The organism is Streptomyces sp. RK9 (assembly GCF_045070545.1).
Lineage (GTDB): Bacteria > Actinomycetota > Actinomycetes > Streptomycetales > Streptomycetaceae > Streptomyces > Streptomyces alboflavus.
The window spans coordinates 215,145-232,106 of the sequence record NZ_CP173704.1 but is presented as its reverse complement, the minus strand read 5'-3'; the positions used below and the strand labels follow the sequence as shown (position 1 = coordinate 232,106).

The 16,962-nt window shown below is 71.4% G+C and carries 17 protein-coding genes and 1 pseudogene; 6 read left to right on the top strand and 12 right to left on the bottom strand.

Annotated elements, in window-relative coordinates:
- Window position 1: 1 nt before the first annotated feature.
- Complete coding sequence (locus AB6L24_RS21150; protein ID WP_380845581.1) at window positions 2-343, bottom strand: SsgA family sporulation/cell division regulator; 342 nt, start codon at window positions 341-343, stop codon at window positions 2-4.
- A gap of 268 nt (window positions 344-611) precedes the next feature.
- Between AB6L24_RS21150 and AB6L24_RS21145 the strand changes: the two genes are divergently transcribed.
- Genes AB6L24_RS21145 through AB6L24_RS21130 form a run of 4 tightly spaced genes read left to right on the top strand, consistent with a single transcriptional unit; the run spans window position 612 to window position 4,607 of the window.
- Window positions 612-1,793 (top strand): energy-coupling factor ABC transporter permease, encoded by a 1,182-nt coding sequence (locus AB6L24_RS21145; RefSeq protein WP_405657449.1) that lies wholly within the window; start codon window positions 612-614, stop codon window positions 1,791-1,793.
- 1 nt (window position 1,794) lies between these two features.
- Complete coding sequence (gene cbiQ / locus AB6L24_RS21140; RefSeq protein WP_405657447.1) at window positions 1,795-2,559, top strand: cobalt ECF transporter T component CbiQ; 765 nt, start codon at window positions 1,795-1,797, stop codon at window positions 2,557-2,559.
- Window positions 2,544-3,317: an energy-coupling factor ABC transporter ATP-binding protein gene (locus AB6L24_RS21135; RefSeq protein WP_405657445.1), complete on the top strand. Its 774-nt coding sequence runs from the start codon at window positions 2,544-2,546 to the stop codon at window positions 3,315-3,317. Before cbiQ ends, AB6L24_RS21135 begins: the two co-directional genes overlap by 16 nt.
- Window positions 3,318-3,353: 36 nt before the next feature.
- Window positions 3,354-4,607 carry a serine hydrolase domain-containing protein gene (locus AB6L24_RS21130; RefSeq protein ID WP_405657443.1) on the top strand — a complete coding sequence of 418 codons (1,254 nt, stop codon included), beginning with the start codon at window positions 3,354-3,356 and terminating at the stop codon, window positions 4,605-4,607.
- On the opposite strand, the gene AB6L24_RS21125 is transcribed toward AB6L24_RS21130, so the two are convergent.
- Window positions 4,546-5,277, bottom strand: a complete 732-nt coding sequence (locus tag AB6L24_RS21125) for an ATP-binding protein (protein WP_405663200.1) — start codon at window positions 5,275-5,277, stop codon at window positions 4,546-4,548. The genes AB6L24_RS21130 and AB6L24_RS21125 overlap by 62 nt on opposite strands.
- Before the next feature lie 116 nt (window positions 5,278-5,393).
- On the opposite strand from AB6L24_RS21125, the pseudogene AB6L24_RS21120 reads away from it, so the two are divergent.
- Both AB6L24_RS21120 and AB6L24_RS21115 read left to right on the top strand, forming a co-directional pair.
- A pseudogene (locus tag AB6L24_RS21120) lies at window positions 5,394-6,027 on the top strand (Scr1 family TA system antitoxin-like transcriptional regulator).
- A complete protein-coding gene (locus tag AB6L24_RS21115; protein ID WP_405657442.1) occupies window positions 6,024-6,203 on the top strand; it encodes a DUF397 domain-containing protein in 180 nt (59 codons plus the stop codon). The pseudogene AB6L24_RS21120 and the gene AB6L24_RS21115 overlap by 4 nt, the downstream one beginning before the upstream one ends.
- Window positions 6,204-6,364: 161 nt before the next feature.
- Here the strand turns inward: AB6L24_RS21115 and AB6L24_RS21110 are convergent, their stop codons facing one another.
- From AB6L24_RS21110 to AB6L24_RS21065, 10 genes are all read right to left on the bottom strand, one after another.
- Window positions 6,365-7,216, bottom strand: coding sequence for an EamA family transporter (locus AB6L24_RS21110; RefSeq protein WP_405657441.1), 852 nt, complete (start codon window positions 7,214-7,216; stop codon window positions 6,365-6,367).
- Window positions 7,213-7,734: a YbaK/EbsC family protein gene (locus AB6L24_RS21105; RefSeq protein WP_405657440.1), complete on the bottom strand. Its 522-nt coding sequence runs from the start codon at window positions 7,732-7,734 to the stop codon at window positions 7,213-7,215. The genes AB6L24_RS21110 and AB6L24_RS21105 overlap by 4 nt, the downstream gene beginning before the upstream one ends.
- Before the next feature lie 158 nt (window positions 7,735-7,892).
- Complete coding sequence (locus AB6L24_RS21100; RefSeq protein WP_405657439.1) at window positions 7,893-9,602, bottom strand: penicillin-binding transpeptidase domain-containing protein; 1,710 nt, start codon at window positions 9,600-9,602, stop codon at window positions 7,893-7,895.
- A gap of 180 nt (window positions 9,603-9,782) precedes the next feature.
- Entirely contained in the window at window positions 9,783-11,417 is a 1,635-nt protein-coding gene (locus AB6L24_RS21095) for a penicillin-binding transpeptidase domain-containing protein (RefSeq protein WP_405657438.1), read from the bottom strand.
- Between the two features lie 255 nt (window positions 11,418-11,672).
- Window positions 11,673-12,926: a tyrosine-type recombinase/integrase gene (locus AB6L24_RS21090; RefSeq protein WP_405657437.1), complete on the bottom strand. Its 1,254-nt coding sequence runs from the start codon at window positions 12,924-12,926 to the stop codon at window positions 11,673-11,675.
- Between the two features lie 84 nt (window positions 12,927-13,010).
- Window positions 13,011-13,253, bottom strand: a complete 243-nt coding sequence (locus AB6L24_RS21085) for a helix-turn-helix domain-containing protein (protein WP_380859152.1) — start codon at window positions 13,251-13,253, stop codon at window positions 13,011-13,013.
- A gap of 459 nt (window positions 13,254-13,712) precedes the next feature.
- Window positions 13,713-15,188: an ATP-binding protein gene (locus tag AB6L24_RS21080; protein ID WP_405657436.1), complete on the bottom strand. Its 1,476-nt coding sequence runs from the start codon at window positions 15,186-15,188 to the stop codon at window positions 13,713-13,715.
- Between the two features lie 2 nt (window positions 15,189-15,190).
- A complete protein-coding gene (locus AB6L24_RS21075; protein WP_405657435.1) occupies window positions 15,191-16,051 on the bottom strand; it encodes a bifunctional DNA primase/polymerase in 861 nt (286 codons plus the stop codon).
- 89 nt (window positions 16,052-16,140) lie between these two features.
- On the bottom strand, window positions 16,141-16,524 hold the full coding sequence (locus AB6L24_RS21070) for a hypothetical protein (protein ID WP_405657433.1): 384 nt from the start codon (window positions 16,522-16,524) through the stop codon (window positions 16,141-16,143).
- On the bottom strand, window positions 16,521-16,856 hold the full coding sequence (locus AB6L24_RS21065; protein WP_405657431.1) for a hypothetical protein: 336 nt from the start codon (window positions 16,854-16,856) through the stop codon (window positions 16,521-16,523). The genes AB6L24_RS21070 and AB6L24_RS21065 overlap by 4 nt, the downstream gene beginning before the upstream one ends.
- Between the last annotated feature and the right edge of the window lie 106 nt (window positions 16,857-16,962).

Sequence of the window (16,962 nt, the reverse complement as noted above, 5' to 3'; positions counted from 1 at the left end):
GTCAGTGCGGCACAGGGGCGGCCGTGTACGTACGGCGCAGGAAGCGGATCAGCGCCGAGGCGTCGAACTGCACGACCGCCACCCCCTGCGCCGAGTGGAACTCCAGGATCGTCTGGACCCGCCCGCACGGCCAGATGCTCACGTCGCCGCTCTCCGTCGGGGCCCGCAGGCCCTGTTCGAGCAGCTCGCGGCTGAAGGTCCAGTCGTGGGACCCAGGGAGGTCGACCCGCACCGAGCGCGGGTCGGCCTCCGGGTCGTAGCGCAGCGCGACGGGGACGACGACGTGCTCGTCGGGGGAGTCGGTGACCAGGTGGGCCCGGGTGTACTGCTCGACTGCGGACATGCTGACTCCTCGTAGTCGTTCCGGCCCACGGAAAGCGGCTCTCCCCCTAATGTCCCATATGTGCGCATATGGCACATGGGGCGAAGGGGGGAGTGGAGGCGGTCCGGAGCGCTCCCGGGCCACCCCAATCGTTGCTGGACCGCTCTTGCAAGCGATTCGCAACAACGCCCATCATTGAAAGGTTCACGAGCGACCCGCTCGGAGCGATCCGCTCTCGTCGTGAGCGCCTCCCCACGCTCATGACATGCGCCTTTCCAGGAGCACGCGCATGCATGTCCCCGATGGCTTCATCAATGCGCCCGTTTCCGTCGCCGCCGGTGCCGTAGCCGTCGGCGCGGTCGCCGTGAGCCTGCGTGGCGCGCGGCGCGAACTCGACGAGCGGACGGCACCGCTCGCCGGCCTCGTCGCGGCCTTCATCTTTGCCGTACAGATGCTCAACTTCCCCGTGGCGGCCGGAACAAGCGGCCATCTGCTGGGCGGAGCGCTCGCGGCGATACTCGTCGGCCCCTGTACGGCGGTCCTCTGCGTCTCCGTCGTCCTGCTCATGCAGGGCCTGCTCTTCGCCGACGGCGGCCTGACCGCGCTCGGCGTGAACATCACCGTCATGGCGTGCGTGACGACCGTCGTGGCGTACGCGATCTTCCGCGGCCTGGCGAAGGTCCTCCCGCGCGGCCGCCGCTCGGTCACCGCTGCCGCCTTCACGGCCGCGCTCGTCTCCGTACCGGCCGCGGCCGCCGCCTTCACCCTCCTCTACGCCGTCGGCGGCACCACGGACGTGCCCCTCGGCAAGGTCGCCACGGCCATGATCGGCGTGCACGTCCTGATCGGCATCGGCGAGGCCGCCATCACGGCGCTCACCGTCGGCGCGGTCATCGCGGTCCGGCCGGACCTGGTGCACGGGGCGCGCGGCCTCACCGCGCCCCTGAAGCTGCGCGTCGGCGGCGAGCTGGTCGACGCCCCCGCCACCCCCGCTCCCGCACCGGCCCCCGCCGCTGCCGCGGGCTCGCACCGCAAGCTGTGGGCCGCGGGCCTCGTCACCTCCCTGATCCTCGCGGGCTTCGTCTCCTTCTACGCCTCCACGAACCCCGACGGCCTGGAGAAGGTCGCCCACGACAAGGGCTTCGACAAGGGCGAGAAGGAGCACGACGCCGCGGACTCGCCGCTCGCGGACTACGGCGTGAAGGACATCGGCAACACCCGCCTGTCCGGCGGCCTCGCGGGCGTCATCGGCGTCGGCGTGACGGTGGTCGCGGGCAGCGCGGTGTTCTGGGCGGTACGACGGCGGCGCGACGGCGACGGCACGGAGAGCGGCCCCGCGTCGACGGCCACGGACGACGTGACCGCCGCGTCGGTGAGCACCGCGACCTCCGCGACCTCGGCGACCTCGGCGACCTCGGCGACCTCGGCGACCTCCGCGACCTCGGCGACCAAGCCCGCGGAGAACGCCTGACATGGGTGCGGGCCACGCCCACCGCCTCTACCGGCACGGCCACTCGCCGGTGCACGCCCTGCCCCCGCACACGAAGCTGACCGCCGTCTTCTGCTTCGTCGTCGTGGTGGTCTCCACGCCCCGCGAGGCGGTGTGGGCGTTCGCCGCGTACGCGCTGCTGCTCGCGTCGGTGGCGTACGCGGCCCGCGTACCGCCGCTGTTCTGGCTGAAGCGGCTGCTCATCGAGGTCCCCTTCGTGGCGTTCGCCCTGCTCCTGCCCTTCGTGGCGCAGGGCGAGCGCACCGAGGTCCTCGGGATGTCCCTGAGCGTCCACGGCCTGTGGGGCGCCTGGAACGTCCTCGCCAAGGGCACCCTCGGCGTCGCCGCGTCCGTCCTGCTCGCCGCCACGACGGAACTGCGCGAGCTGCTCCTCGGCCTGCAGCGCCTGAAGCTCCCGCCGCTCCTCGTCCAGATCGCCTCCTTCATGATCCGCTACGGCGACGTCATCGCCGACGAGATGCGGCGCATGAGGATCGCGCGCGAGTCCCGCGGCTTCGAGGCGCGCGGCGTGCGGCACTGGGGCGTGCTCGCCAAGTCGGCGGGCGCGCTGTTCATCCGCTCCTACGAACGCGGCGAGCGCGTGCACCTCGCCATGGTCAGCCGGGGCTACGCGGGGTCGATGCCGGTCATCGACGAGGCGACGGCGACCCGCGCCCAGTGGACGTACGCCCTGACCCTGCCCCTGACCGCCCTCGCTGTCTGCCTGTTGGGATGGACCCTGTCGTGACCACCGCACCGCCCGCCTCCCTGGAGGTCACCGGCCTCGCCTACGCCTACCCCGACGGCCACCAGGCCCTGTTCGGCGTCGACCTGCGCATCGCCCGCGGCGAACGCGTCGCGCTGCTCGGGCCCAACGGCGCGGGCAAGACCACCCTGGTCCTGCACCTGAACGGCATCCTCACCGCGGGCGCGGGGAGCGTCACCGTGGCCGGGCTGCCCGTCGGCAAACGGCACATGGCGGAGATCCGCCGCAAGGTCGGCATCGTCTTCCAGGACCCCGACGACCAGCTGTTCATGCCGACGGTCCGCGAGGACGTGGCCTTCGGGCCCGCGGCGGCCGGGGTGCGCGGCCCCGAGCTTGAGGCGCGCGTTCTGAAGGCCCTCGGGCAGGTCGGCATGGCCGCCTATGTCGACCGGCCTCCGCACCACCTCTCCTTCGGCCAGCGCCGCCGCGTCGCCGTCGCCACCGTCCTCGCCATGGAGCCCGAGATCCTCGTCCTGGACGAGCCGTCCTCCAACCTCGACCCCGCGTCCCGCCGCGAACTCGCCGACATCCTGCGCTCCCTGGACGTCACCGTCCTCATGGTCACCCACGACCTGCCCTACGCCCTCGAACTCTGCCCCCGCGCCCTGATCCTCAGCGAAGGCGTCATCGCGGCCGACGGCCCCACCGGCGCACTCCTCTCCGACGCCTACCTCATGAGCAGCCACCGCCTGGAACTCCCCTTCGGCTTCGATCCGAAGTCCGTACGGGAGAAGAGCTAGTGGAATCTTCGGCGGCGGACGGCTGTTGTGCATGACATGAGTGCTGCTGAGGCTGCTGAGGTCGAGAACGCCGTCGGGAACGCCGGGGTGCACGGCACGGTGTCCGCGGGCTTCGAGCCCGTACGGGACGCCTTCGTACGCAACTTCACCGCGCTCGGGGAGCGCGGGGCCGGGGTCGTGGTGTACCGCGACGGGCGGCCGGTGGTGGACCTGTGGGGTGGCATCAGGGACTTCGACGGGGCGGAGGCTCTCGACGGGGCGGAGGCCGGGACCGAGGCCGGGGGTGCCGCGCCCTGGGAGCGGGGCACCGCGCAGGTCGTCCGCTCCGCGACCAAGGGGGTCGCCGCGGCCGTCCTGCTCCTCCTCCACCAGCGCGGCGAGCTGGACCTCGACGCCCCCGTCGGCGCGTACTGGCCCGAGTACAAGGCCCACGGCAAGGACCGGACCCTCGTACGCCACGTCCTCGCCCACCGCGCCGGGGTCCCCGCACTCGACCGCCCCCTGACCCCCGCCCAGGCCCTCGACCCCGACGTGGCCGCCGCCGCGGTCGCCGCGCAGCGCCCCTTCTGGGAGCCCGGGACGGACCACGGCTATCACGCGCACACGTACAGCTGGCTGACCGGGGAGCTGGTGCGGAGGGTCACCGGGCGCTCCATACGGGACGTGATCGCTTCGGAGGTCGCGGGGCCGCTGGGCCTCGACCTGTGGGTCGGCCTTCCGGCCGCCGAGGCGGGGCGGGTGGGACGGCTGGGGCGACTTGACGCACCCGCCGCCGCCCCGGGGCTCCGCACCCGGCCCAAGCCGCAGGTGTCCGAGGCCTACCGGGATCCGGACTCCCTCACCCGGCGGGCCTTCGACGTGGTCTCCCCCTTCCCCGACGAGAACTCCGCCGCGTACCACTCGGCCGTGCTGCCCGCCTCCAACGGCATCGCCACCGCCGGTGCGCTGGCCCGCTTCTACGCCTCCCTCATCGGTGAAGTCGACCGCGGCGCCCGCCTGTTCACGCCGTCCACCCTCGCCCCCGCCCGCGGTGAGGCATCCACCGGGGCCGACCGCGTCCTCGTCGTCCACACCCGACTCGGCCTCGGCTACATGCTCCACGGCGCCGCGTCGCCCCTCCTCGCCCCGACGTCCTTCGGCCACCCCGGCCGCGGCGGCGCCCTCGCCTTCGCCGACCCGGAGTCCGGGCTCGCCTTCGGCTACGTCACGAACGGGATGGGCAAGGGGGTCACGGCGGACGCGAGGGCCCAGGCCCTGGTCCGCGCCGTCCGCACCTCCGCCGCCGCGTAACTCGCCCCCGATCGGCGCTCCGCGCCTCGTCCTCAATCGCCGGACGGGCTCTCTCCCACCCACCCGCCCCCGCCATTGCTTCGGCCGGAGCGGTCCGCACTGCCTGCCCGGTGTGCCTTGGAGGCGGAGCCCTCATCCCGCGAAGGACTGTGTGACAGATTCCGCCCGTCCGTGTGACGTCACCGTGGTCGCCCTCGGTCAGGGCCACGCCCCCGCACGACGGCGAGTTCGAACCAGACCCTCTTGCCGATGCGTCCTCCGGGCGCACCTGCCTGGGCGCGGGCGGTGTTGCGTTCGCGTCCGACACCGCGATGCGGAGGCGGCCCGCCTTCAGCGTGCAGCGGGTCCAGATCTCTCTGCCCGGGGAGACCTTCGCGTGCCGGTACGCGTTCGTCATCAGCTCGCTCAGGAGGAGCGTCGCCGTTTCCGTGGTCTCACACGGCAGTTCCCACGAACTCGCCTGCTCCCGGAGGAGGGTTCGGGCCCTCCCCACGCACCTGGCGTGGCGCGGCAGGTGCCATTCGGCCTCCTGGAGGAGGGGTTCTTCGTCGCTCCTGCTCTTCTCCGGTGTGCGGCTGGCGATCTCGAATTCTCGTCGCTCCCCGGGGAGGGCCCGTCGGCAGTTCTGGCGCCTCGTCTCCCAGGAGAGGCCCGAGGGACGAGTCACCATCAGCACCTCACCGTCCGCAGCCGTCACTTGGACGATGTGCCCTCGGCACGTGTCCACGACGACGTCCCCCACGGCCGTCGCCATGCGCTGTCGCGTCCCGTTGTTGTTGGTCATAGGTGGTACCTCGTAGGGGAGTTGGTCCTTCTGTGGGACTCCCAGACTGCTCACCCGCGGGTACGTTCACCAGGAGTAGCGATTCCGGTACCGGACTGTGGAACGGGGAGGTGCCGGACCACGCACTGGCGAGCAAGCTGAGCGTGGTGCTCGAACTGGGCGACTCTCTGACGGACTTGGTCAGGATCAGGGAGCGGCAGACTGTTCGCGACTACGCCAAGCCGTATCTGGCGAAGCAAGAAAAGGCTGCACTGATCCACACCGCTGAATTCCTCGTTCCTGGACTGCTTCAGACCCCTGACTATGCACGCGAGCTCATTCTGGCTGGCCAGGACGATGACCCGTCCGTCGTCGAGTCATACGTCGAGCAGCGCATGGAGCGCCAGAAGCCGTGGGAGCGGGACGCTCCAGCTTCTCCCCTTCGGAGCCGGCAGGATCATGGGAAGCATGGCTGTCATGACGCAGCCGGACGGTTCGCGAGGCGCGTATACGGAGGGCCTGCTGACCGGCCAGTACTTCGAGGAACCAGCAGCTGTCCTGCGGCTCCAGCGAATCTATGATCGGCTCGCCTCCAGCTCATTGGCGGCTGAAGCGACCACAGTCCGCATCGAAGAAGCACTGAAGAGGTACAAGTGAGTAACCCGAATTGGCACAAGTCGACTTACAGCGAGAACGCCACCAACGACTGCATAGAGGTCGCCGACAATCAGCCGCTCATCCTGATCCGCGACACCAAGGACCGTGCGGCCGGACTCATACAGGTGACCCCCGCGGCCTGGGCCGCGTTCACCGGCCACGTGAGCCGAGGCTGAGGCCGACGGAGCCCCGGGCCCCGGAAAGCCTGTCCGGCGTTTGAGGACGAGCCGCGAAGCGGCGACAGCGGGGAAAGGGGCGCAGCCCCATGCGTGTGGGGGCCCGGGGGCGGAGCCCCCGGTTTCGGGAAGGGGCGGGATGGGGGAAAGCCCCGCAGGGATCAGCCCGCATGCAGCATCAAGCCGATCCCCGCCACCATCACCCCCGCCGCGACGATCCGCGACCACCCGAACCGCTCCTTGAAGAACAGCGCCCCGATGGCCGCGCCCACGATGATGGAGGACTCGCGGAGGGCGGAGATGGGGGCGAGGTCGGCCCGCGTCTGGGCCCAGAGGACGAGGCCGTACGCGGCGACGGACAGCGCGGCACCGAAGAGCCCGACGGCGGCGAACGGCCGGAGCCGGGCGCCGAGTTCCCCACGCCACCGGTACCAGGCGTAGGCGGGCACGGCGATCCCTTCGAGGATCATCAGCCAGGCGATGTACCCGATGGACGTCCCGGAGGCCCGCACCCCGAGCCCGTCCACGACGGTGTACGCGGCGATGGACACCCCGGTGGCGAGCGCGGCGCCGATCGCCGCCCAGTCGGGCTTCCGCCCGGACCCCCGGATCCCCCACACGGCGAGCCCGGTGAGTCCGGCGGAGCAGACGACGACCCCGGCGGCCTGCCACCCGCCGGGCACCTCACCGGCGAAGACGGCGGCGAGCACGGTGACGACGAGCGGCGCGCTGCCGCGGGCGATGGGGTAGGCCTGCCCGAAGTCCCCGAGCCGGAAGGACCGCATGAGCAGGACCATGTAGGCGACGTGCAGGGCGGCGGAGAGCAGGAGGTAGGGCCAGGCCTCGGCGGCGGGGAAGGGGGCGAAGGGGGCGAGGAGGAGGCCGATGAGGGCGCCGCCGCCGGATATGAGGGTGAAGCCGAGGAGTTTGTCGGTGATGTGGTGGGCGATGGCGTTCCAGCTGGCGTGGGTGACGGCGGCCAGCAGGACGGCCCCCGCGACCAGCGGGGTCACTGAGCGGTTCCGTCGGCCTCGCGTACGTCCACGAGCAGCCCGCCCGCCTGCGCGACCAGCTCCTCCGGCGCCATCGGGAAAACGGTGTACGGCGTACCCGCGGCGGCCCACACCACGGAGTGCCCGAGCAGCGACCGGTCGGCGAGCACCCGCGTCGGGTTGGCGTGCCCGAAGGGCGGGACACCCCCGATCGCGTACCCGGTGGTCTCGCGCACGACGTCCGCCTTGGCCCGCGTGACCTTCTCCGCGCCCAGCGCCTGCCGCACCAGCTCCACGTCGACGCGCGAGGACCCGTCCATGAGGACGAGGACGGGCACCCCGTCGGCGGCGAAGATGAGGGACTTGCAGATCTGGCTGAGCTCGCAGCCGATCGCGGCGGCAGCCTCGGCCGCGGTACGGGTCTGGTCCGGGAAGCGGCGGATGCGGTCGGGCAGGTCGTCGAGGCCGAGCCCGCGCAGGGCCTCGACGAAGCGGGGGTGGGCGCCGGATGCGCCCGTGGCGTTGTCCGTAGTGCTCATGCGCTGCACGCTAGCGGTACGTGTGCATGCCACGCGACCATGAATCGTGCCCGGAACCGGGGCGGGGGTCCGGGGGGCTGCCGCCACCGGACCCCCGCTGTCGGCGCTCCGCGCCTCGCCCTCAATCGCCGGACGGGCTGAAATACCCCCGGCGCTCCCTACTTCCCCACCAGCAACATCTCCCGCACCACCGGCCCCGCCGTCTCCCCGCCGTGCCCGGCGGCCTGCACGACCGCCGCCGCGGCCACGTCCCCGCGGTACGCGGTGAACCAGCCGTTGGGCTTCTTCTGCCCGTCGACCTCCGCGGAGCCGGTCTTCGCGCCGGAGTCCGCGCCGAGGCCCGCCATGGGCTTGGCGGCGGTGCCGGAGACGCCGGTGTAGTGCATGAGGTCGCGCAGGGCGGACGCCGTCCTGCCCGACATCTTGCGCGGCGCCGTCGCGAGCTGCCGGTCGTCCAGCTCGGGCGAGACGAGGTAGGGCTGGCGGAACGTGCCGGACTTCACGGTCGCGGCGACCGACGCCATGTTCAGCGGGTTCATCCGGACGCCGCCCTGGCCGATGAGCGAGGCCGCCATCTGCGCGTGCGACTGCACCGGCACGGCGCCGTCGAACGAGGAGACGCCGACGGACCAGTTGTCACGGCCGAGGCCGAACACGTCCTGGGCCTGCTTCGTCAGGTCGTCGTTCGACAGCTTCTCGGCCTGCGTGATGAAGGCCGTGTTGCAGGACCGCGCGAAGCTGGCCCGGAACGTGCCGCCCTTGATCTGGAACTTGTTGTCGTTCTGGAACTTCCAGCCGCCGTACGCCTTGTACTTCGGGCACGGGTGCTTCTTGTCGACGCCCGCGAGCCGCTTCTCCAGGAGCATCGACGAGGTGATGACCTTCATCGTGGAGCCGGGCGCGAGGGAGCCCTGGAACGCCGTGTTGAAGCCGCCCGGGTTGGAGTTGGCGACGGCGAGGATCTCACCGGTGGACGGCTTGACCACGACGACCGAGGCCTGCTTGCGCTTCGCCGTCTGCTTCTCCGCCGCGGCCTGCGTGCGCGCGCTGATCGTCGTCTTCAGCGTGCCCGGGGTGCCGGGGGAGAGGGCGAGGAGAGTCTTGTCGGGGGTGTCCTTCGCGTCGCTCTTCTTCGCGGCGTCCTTGGCGCCCTTGCCGCCCTTGGCGTCGTCGGCCTTGGCGTCGGCGCGCACCACCCGCAGCTCGACGCCCGCCTTGCCGCCCGCCTCCTTGCCGAACTTCTCCCGCAGCCCGTCCAGGACCGTGCCGAGGGAGGGGTACTTGGCGGCCGTCAGCGGACCGCCGTCCCGGTCCACGGCCTTGATCGGCGGTACGCCCGCCGCGCCCGTGACAAGGCGGTCGCCGTCCCGCAGTTCGGGGTGCACGACCGACGGCTGCCAGGAGACGAGGACCCGGCCGTCGGCCGCGCGGCGCGCGACGCTCAGCGCGGAGTCGTACGCGTAACCCTTGTCCTTTCCCCCGTACGAGATCGTGGCCGCCGCCTTGAACGGCACCTTCGGGCTCTTGCGGGTGGCGGGCTTGCCGGGCTTCAGGCGCACCGCGGAGACCTTGGCCTCCTCGCGGTAGGCGGTGAGCGCCGCGCGGGCCGCCTTCCGGTCGTCCGTGAGCGCCGCCGCCGCGGCCACGTCACCCTTCTCCCAGGCGGTCAGGAACGCCCGCGTGGTGGTGCGCACCTCGGCGGCCGTGGGCGGTCCCGTCGCCACCGTCTTGCCGTCGGACTTGCCGTCGTCCCCGCCGGACAGCGCGTACGCGGCGACCCCCACGCCGCACACGATCGCCACCGCCGCGCCGCCGAGCACGGCCGGGTGCGCCTTCTTGCGCTCGGTCGCACGTCTTCTCTTGCCCACAGACCCTCCGCCATTCCCCTTCGGCCCCCGCCGCGCCCAACTCACCGGCTGCCCAACCTAGCGGCACCCGCGCACCCCTTCGACCACGGCATCGCCCGGCCGGGCGAGGCGGACGCCGTCGTCGTCGTCCCGCCGTCACCCACTCGCACCAGGTCACGCTGGTCACACCGGCTACACCCGTCACCCGCCCGCGCGCAGCACCGCCGCCACGATCGGCCCGGCGGTGTCCCCGCCGTGCCCGCCCTCCTGCGCCATCGCGGCCACCGCCAGGTCCCCGCGGTAGCCCGCGAACCAGCTGTTGGGCCGCCGCTGACCGTCGACCTCCGCCGACCCCGTCTTCGCGCCGACGTCCCCGCCGAGCCCCGCCATGGCCCGCGCGCCCGTGCCCGTGACCGCCGTCCGCCGCATCATCTGCCGCAGTTGGGCGACCGTGCCCGTGGACAGGCCGCGCGCGGTGGCGAGTTCCTCGCCGATGAGGGACTTCGGTACGAGGACGGGCTGGCGGAAGGAGCCCGTCATGGCCGTCGCCGTCACCGACGCCAGGTTCAGCGGGTTCAGCTGCACCTGGCCCTGGCCGATGGCGTTGGCTGCGCGGTCGGGACCGGTGGACGCGGGCACGGCGCCGTCCGACGACGTGATGCCGGTGCGCCAGTCGTCCCGGCCCAGGCCGAAGTTGTCCCGCGCCTCCTCGGTCAGCGAGGCGTCCGTGAGCGGCTTCTCGTCGACCAGCTTCACGAACGCGGTGTTGCAGGACCGCGCGAAGCTGTCCGCGAGGGTCGCCTTCGCGTTCGGCGCCATGCCCTTGAGGTTGTGGAAGGTCTGGCTCTGCCAGGTCGCCTCGGGGGTGCAGGGCGCGGGCCCGGACGCCTTCGTGACGCCCCGGTCGATGAGCATGGCCGCCGTCACGATCTTCATGGTGGAGCCGGGTGCCAGCTTGCCCTCGAAGGCCGCGTTGAACTCGTCCTCGCGGTGGTTGGCGACGGCGAGCACTTCGCCGGTGCTCGGCTTGACGGCGACCACCGACGACTCGGCGTACCGGGCGACCGCGGCCTCCGCGGCCCGCTGCGCCGAGGCGCTCAGCGTCGTCCGCAGCGTGCCGGCCCGGCCATCGGCGAGGGTGAGCAGCGTCTTCGTACCGGAGTTCGCGCCCTCACGCTCGATGTACAGCTCGACGCCGGGCCTGCCGCCCGCCCGGTCGCCGTACCGCGACCGGAGCTGGTCGAGGACGGGCGCGAGCGACGGGTGGGCCTTCGCGGTCAGCACCCTGCCGTCGCGGTCGACGGCCCTGATGGGCGGCGCCGCGGCCTCCCCGGTCTCCAGCGTGTCGCCGGCGCGCAGCTCCGGGTGCACGACGTCGGCCCGCCAGTCCACGAGGGCCCGCCCGCTGTGCACACCCCGGACGACCCGGAAGGCGGAGGAGTACCGCAGCGCCTTGCTCTTCCCGTCGTACGCCACCGTGGCCCGGACCGTGAACGGCACGCGCGTCCCGCTGATCCGCCCCGCCGTGAGCCGCACCTTCCGGATGTGCGCGTCCTCCCGATACCCGGTCAGGACCTCGGCGGCCACCTCCGCGTTGTCGGTGTACGCCGCCGCCCCGTCCGCGTCACCCTTCGCCCACGCGGCCAGGAACGCGCCGGCCGTCTCCTTGACCTCCGCACGCGACGGCGGCCCGCTCCTGCGCGCGGAGTTCTTCCCCGACGACGAACCGCCGTCGGCGTTCACCGCGGTCACCACGTTGTACGCGCCATATCCGGAACCCCCCACCAGGACGGCGAACACCCCACCGACCAGAGCAGCCTTCGCTCCTTTGCGCATCAAGCGCTCCCTCCCCAGGAATCCCATCAGCCTAAGAGGGCCCCGGGACGAGGGGCGCGCAACACGTCGGGTGTTATCCGAAGGTGTCCGTTTATCGCTGTCAGACCCAGGTATCGAGCCACATTCTGGATCGCCAGGAATCGATCGGGATCGCCTGGCCGGTATAGATCGGCCAGAAGTAAATGATATTCCGAGCGATCGGGGCCATTGCGGCCCCGACCTGCCCCGGAACCCTGCGATGCGGGTCGCCGCCCCCTATCTGGGCCGTCGCTGGGCCGTGATCTTGGGAACAAGCAGCGCGTTGTCGACCGCTTTCCGGGTCCTCCCCTCGCTGCTCGGCATCAGGTGCGTGTACGTCCTGAGCGTGAATCCAGGGTCGGAGTGTCCGAGGTACTGGCTCAGCGCGCGGATGTTCTCGCCAGCGTCCAGGAGGACGGACGCGTAGAAGTGCCTGAGAGCGTGCATGCCGTCCTCGCGTGCCGCCGCGTACCGCTCGCCCTCCTCCGGCTCCGGGATGACGCCAGCGACGGCGAGAGCGGGTTTCCACATGAAGTCGTTGAAGTAGCTCACGCGGACGTGCAGCCCCTCGTTCCCGCTGTACAGCAGCCGCTTGGTCACGAGGGGCCCGTCAGGCGTGCGCCACGGCAGCGTGACCGTGATGGGCGGGAACTCCTCTGTGTGGGCGCGCAGGGCGCGGCCCACCGTCATCGGGAGCGGCGCGCTGCGCTCCTTGCCGCCCTTGGGCGGTGCGAACACGTACTTCCCGCGGATTCGCTTGAGCTGGTGCGTCACGTGCACCCACCCACCGTCGTAGTCGAGTTCGTCCTCGGAGAGCCCGAAGATCTCGCCTTGGCGCAGGCCGCATCCCGCGCCCGGGTCCACGGTGGCTTGGAACCTCTTGGGCAGTGCCGACCGCACGTCGTAGACCCGAGCGGCTGTCCACGGGACGACGCGCGGCTTGGCAGGCTTCGGCAGACGGACGGTGCGGGCGCGGCACGGGTTCTTCGGAAGGAGCCCGTCCTCCACGGCTGCGTGCAGCGCGGCCGACACCGTGCCGACGATGACGCGGCGGCTCGACTCGGCAGGCACGGTGCCTTCGAGCGCACTGATCCAGTCCCGGATGTGTTCGGGCTTGAACGACCCGATGGGGCGCGTGCCGATGTGCGGGTACGCGTGCAGCCTCAGCCGACGCTCGGCCGCCTCGCGGCTGTTGACCTCGCCGGTGTGGGCGCTGACCCACTTCTCGGCGTACTGCTGGAAGGTGGTGCGCGCTGTCCTGGGGTCGATGTACTGGCCGCGCGACATGTCGGCCTCGATGTTGCTCAACCACTTCTCCGCGAGCCGCTTCTGTCCGTCGCGGAAGCTCTTGGACTTCTCGGAGCCATCGGGACCGACGTACCGGGCGCGGTAGCGCAGTCCGCTGCCGTGGCGGTCGGACTTGGCCTTGTGGGGCTTGCCGTTGGTGTCGGTCTCGGTCTTGTACCAGCGGTCCTGGATGTGGCCTGCCACGAGGGGGCGTTCCCTTCATGAGACACGGCAGGGAGAGCCGCGCGGGGCGGCTCTCCCTGCCGTGCTGGGGGTCTGGCTGTTCGGTTAGGCGGCGGCTTCGGCCGCCATGCGTTCCTGTTTCCAGCGCTGGACGTCGGCGGGGTCGTAGCGGATGTGCTTGCCGACGCGGAAGCCGGGCGGGCCGGTGCGCTTCTTGCGCCACTGGTAGACGGTCTCCTTGGGCACCTCGAACATCTCGGCGATGTCGTCGGGGGTGAGGTAGCGGTCGGGTAAGCCGCTGCGGAGGGTGGCGCGGGGGTCGGGTTGAGCGGAACGGGTTCGGCTCATGGGGTCCTCGGAAGTCGGGTCGTGTTGCGTTCGCAGGCTTCTCAGGGCGCGGGTTTGTCCGAGGTTCGGATTTCTGCGTCATTGCGTCATCAGCGTCATACGGGCCTCTGACCTGGGGCTTCGCGTGACGCAGCGGATTGGGGGTGCGTCATGCGTGCGTCATGGGGTGCGTCATCGCATGACGCAGATGACGCAGGATGACGCAGAGCCCGTCGTCTGCGTCATGGCTGTAGCCGCAGGCCAGGGGTCGGTTTCCCGGCTCGATGACGCAGATGACGCAGCGTCTTCCCTCTTAGGACAAAAGGAGGGGGTGTCTGTTGTCGTGTGCTGCGCCTTACAGCGTGGAGAAGGAGCCGCTGCGCGGCACGACCTTGGGGCGGCGCGGTGCGCCGAACAGCAAGAAGAGCACGCCCGCGCGGGGTGCTCTTCTTGCTTGTCCGCGCTCACGTGTGGCGCGGGTCAGAAGATCGGCTTCTGCTCGTGTGGGGGTGGGGTGGGCAGGCGGGTCATTTCGAGGTAGCGGCCCTCGCTGGTGCGGCCGGAGTCGATGAGGACGCCCCGGGCGGCCAGCGTCGGCTGGAGACGCTTGAGGCGGTCGGAGAGGACCTTTCCCGTGGTAGGCCATCCCTTGGGCAGGGGCCGCAGATCCTCGTCGCTGTAGAGGCCGCTGAGGTGGTGCAGCCACTCGGTGGAGGTCATCCGCTGTGCTGCGTCCCCTTCCATGGTGTCGGCGTGCCGGAGGACTGTCTGCGCCAGGAGGTCGCCCTCGATGACGTCGTCGTTCAGGTCATCCAAGATGGCCCGATAGGCGCTCAGCGCTCCCAGGCCGGTGGCCGCGTCGAGTTGCGCGCACAGGTGTGCGAAGTCCGCCATCCGCAGATCGGTCGGGGTGTCTGCGTCGGCCGCGCGGACCTTGACCGTCAGATCGAGCAAGGACCCGAGCACGACGGGCAGGACCTCCGCGTACTCCGCCCACAGTTCTGCTTCGGTGCGCCGGACTTGGGGCCGTTCCAGGCGCAGTGGGAGGAGGCGGTCGGCGAGGTCGGGGCGGATGACGCCGACGTCGATGCCGGTCAGGAGCAGAGGGCGTCGGTAGCGGGCCCGGAAGACGTCCCCGTCGGTGAACAGAGCGCGTTTGACGTTCTCGGCTCCGGTGACGACGCAGCACATGGCATCGGCCAGGTCCGGGGTCAGGTGGGAGAGGTTGTCCAGGGCGGTGACCCATCCAGCGGCCACGGCCGCGATCAGGTTCTCCTCGTCCTTCGGCGCGCGGCGCAGGTCGCCGCTCATGCCCTCGACGATCCGCACGAGCATGCGCCCGCCGGTGGACTTGCCCGCGCCCTGCGGCCCGGTGAGGAACGGGGCGGGGACGGGCACGGACGGACCGAGGCAGCCGATCAGCCAGGCGATGGCCAGGCACTCGGTTTCCGCATTGGCGAAGTTGCACAGGCGGAGTAGGAGGTCGATGCCCTTGCCGTTGGTGTCCTTGGTGGGTACGGGCAGTTCGCCGGTGAGCTGGGTACGGCGCCAGCACACTTCCCACGGGTCGGGAACGGCGATCTCCCATCCGGTGGGGTGGATGCGGACGGACTGCCCGTCGTTGCGGCCAAGGTCCAACCACGTCGCCCCGTCGAAGCCGGGGGCGACGCGGATGTGCACGGCCTGCGTGTCCTCGTACAGGGCGAGGGCTTCGATCAGGTCCAACGCCTCCTTGAGGGCGGTGCCGTTGAACACGCCGCGCCCGTCGCGGAAGAGGCCGACCATGAGTTCCTGGCGGTGGCTGCCGGTCGTGCCCTGGGAGCGGATCGGGCGGGCTACGGGGTGGCCGTTGCGCTGCGCGTACACGGTGCCGTCGGTGGTGCGGAAGTACCGGAAATGGGCCTGTGCGTAGTCGGTGATGACCTTGCGCGCGGGGTTCTTCTCGTCCTCGGGCATGGTCACAGTCCCAGCCGGGTGTGGGCGTTGGTCCATGCGTCGGTGCAGTGCCGGGGCGACTCGCCCTTGGCCTGCGCGGCGGCGAACAGCCGTCCGACGTGAGCCTCGGTGAGGCAGCCGCACCGGCCGTGCGTGGACAGCACGACCAGGAACGTGCGGTAGACGGTGGCGTGCACGCCACTGCGGGCGTCGGTGATGCGCTGCTCGGCCATTGCGATGCCCCGCTCCAGATACGCGGGCGTACGGTGCCGACACGCTCCGCCCCCGACCGGTGCAGGCACGGCGATGGCCTTCGGCGCGTGGCGGGCCGTGGCGGGCTTCGTCGCGGCCAGCATGAGGACGGCGTCCGGCAGGGCCGTGGGGGTGCCGGTGCCGTGCCCGCGCCAGCGGGCGTAGGCCATCGTGGACTTGATGTCCACGCCCGGCCGGACGCCGTTGGCGGAGCCCATCGCCCCGAAGTAGATCCAGTGCTCACCACGGGTGGTGCCCACGGTCTGCGTGGTGGGCAGGTTCTCGCGCGCCCACGTGATCGCGTCGGCGTCGTCGAGGTCGACGACCGTCAGTCCTGCCCCGCCGGGGTGGTAGGCGACGCCCGTCGCCTGAACCCATGCGCGCTGCCAGAGGCCGGAGCTGATGACGTCTGGGTCCGTGGTCGCGGCGGCCCAGCCGTGGCAGGTGCCGGGGCACTGGCAGGGCCCGGCGGTCTTCATGTTGGGTCGGCCACCGCACGTGTTGTCCGTGCAGGTACGGCAGTTGCCGAACGGCACCTTCCCCGCTCGCAGCGGCAGAACGGGCACACCGGAGGCTGCCAGGGCGAGAGCGGTCCCCAGGTGCTCTCCCCGATTGTCGGTCGGTTGCGTCATGCTGGGAGACCTCCACAGCTCTGATTCGGGCAGGTGGACAAGGGCGGCCCCGGTTCTTTGGCGAGATGCGGGGGCCGCCCTTGGCGTAGCTACTGCTCGTCGGCGATCCAGTCGGGGTTCCAGGTGGCGAGCTGGTACATCTTCAGGACCTCGATGAGGAGTTCGTCGACTTCGCCGGTGGGGTCGTCGGGGTCGGTGACCAGGACACGGGGCGGGCAGGTGAGTCGGCCCTGAACGGTCAGGCGATGGGCGGGGGCGTCGTCGGGGTCGGTGTCAGCGCGCAGCGTCCAGACCTGGCCGGGCGCGGCCAGCACGACCGGGTCACCGCGCAGGATGCGCCGGCAGGTGAGGCGTAAGGCGACCGACTCGGGGAGGTAATCGAGTTCGGTCAGTTCCCGGGCGCGGGAGTGGAGAAAGGCGCGGGCCTGGTCGGCGCCCACGATCAGGGCGAGGGGGGTGGTGTGAAGGGTCACGGTGCGGGTTCCTTCCTGTGCCATTTGGCCTTGGGGCGTGTGAGTTTGACGGTGATGCCGCCGACGCCGACCGTGCCGACGGCGCCGTAGACAGCGGTGGCGGTGTGCGCAGCGATGTCGAGCAGCGCGAGGAACGCCACGACCAGGCCCATGCCACCGACACCGGCCGCAGCGACGACAGCGGCGCCGATGAGGTAGGCGCGGGCCGTGCGGCGCGCTGGGGTGGGCACGGGGTGCACGAGGATGATCGGCTGGCCGGTGGCCTGCGCGCGGCGGTAGACGTCGGCGGGGATGTGCGGGGCGAGGATTCCGGGCGGTTCGGGGTGGGGCATACGGTGCTCCCTTCCGGTATGGCCGGGTTCCCGGCACGCCCGCGCACCCGGTGCCGCTGCAGGTGTGCGGGCGTCAGGCCCGGTGTCAGGTGGTGTCAGCGGCCTG

What these genes read in the sequence shown, in the direction of transcription:
- AB6L24_RS21135 (WP_405657445.1), top strand. Translation starts at nt 2,544, where the DNA reads ATGGACCCTGTCGTGACCACCGCACCGCCCGCCTCCCTGGAGGTCACC.
- AB6L24_RS21065 (WP_405657431.1), bottom strand. Translation starts at nt 16,856, where the DNA reads ATGCCCCACCCCGAACCGCCCGGAATCCTCGCCCCGCACATCCCCGCC.
- AB6L24_RS21125 (WP_405663200.1), bottom strand. Translation starts at nt 5,277, where the DNA reads ATGGTGACTCGTCCCTCGGGCCTCTCCTGGGAGACGAGGCGCCAGAAC.
- AB6L24_RS21130 (WP_405657443.1), top strand. Translation starts at nt 3,354, where the DNA reads ATGAGTGCTGCTGAGGCTGCTGAGGTCGAGAACGCCGTCGGGAACGCC.
- AB6L24_RS21095 (WP_405657438.1), bottom strand. Translation starts at nt 11,417, where the DNA reads ATGCGCAAAGGAGCGAAGGCTGCTCTGGTCGGTGGGGTGTTCGCCGTC.
- AB6L24_RS21075 (WP_405657435.1), bottom strand. Translation starts at nt 16,051, where the DNA reads ATGACGCAACCGACCGACAATCGGGGAGAGCACCTGGGGACCGCTCTC.
- AB6L24_RS21085 (WP_380859152.1), bottom strand. Translation starts at nt 13,253, where the DNA reads ATGAGCCGAACCCGTTCCGCTCAACCCGACCCCCGCGCCACCCTCCGC.
- AB6L24_RS21105 (WP_405657440.1), bottom strand. Translation starts at nt 7,734, where the DNA reads ATGAGCACTACGGACAACGCCACGGGCGCATCCGGCGCCCACCCCCGC.
- AB6L24_RS21150 (WP_380845581.1), bottom strand. Translation starts at nt 343, where the DNA reads ATGTCCGCAGTCGAGCAGTACACCCGGGCCCACCTGGTCACCGACTCC.
- cbiQ (WP_405657447.1), top strand. Translation starts at nt 1,795, where the DNA reads ATGGGTGCGGGCCACGCCCACCGCCTCTACCGGCACGGCCACTCGCCG.
- AB6L24_RS21080 (WP_405657436.1), bottom strand. Translation starts at nt 15,188, where the DNA reads ATGCCCGAGGACGAGAAGAACCCCGCGCGCAAGGTCATCACCGACTAC.
- AB6L24_RS21145 (WP_405657449.1), top strand. Translation starts at nt 612, where the DNA reads ATGCATGTCCCCGATGGCTTCATCAATGCGCCCGTTTCCGTCGCCGCC.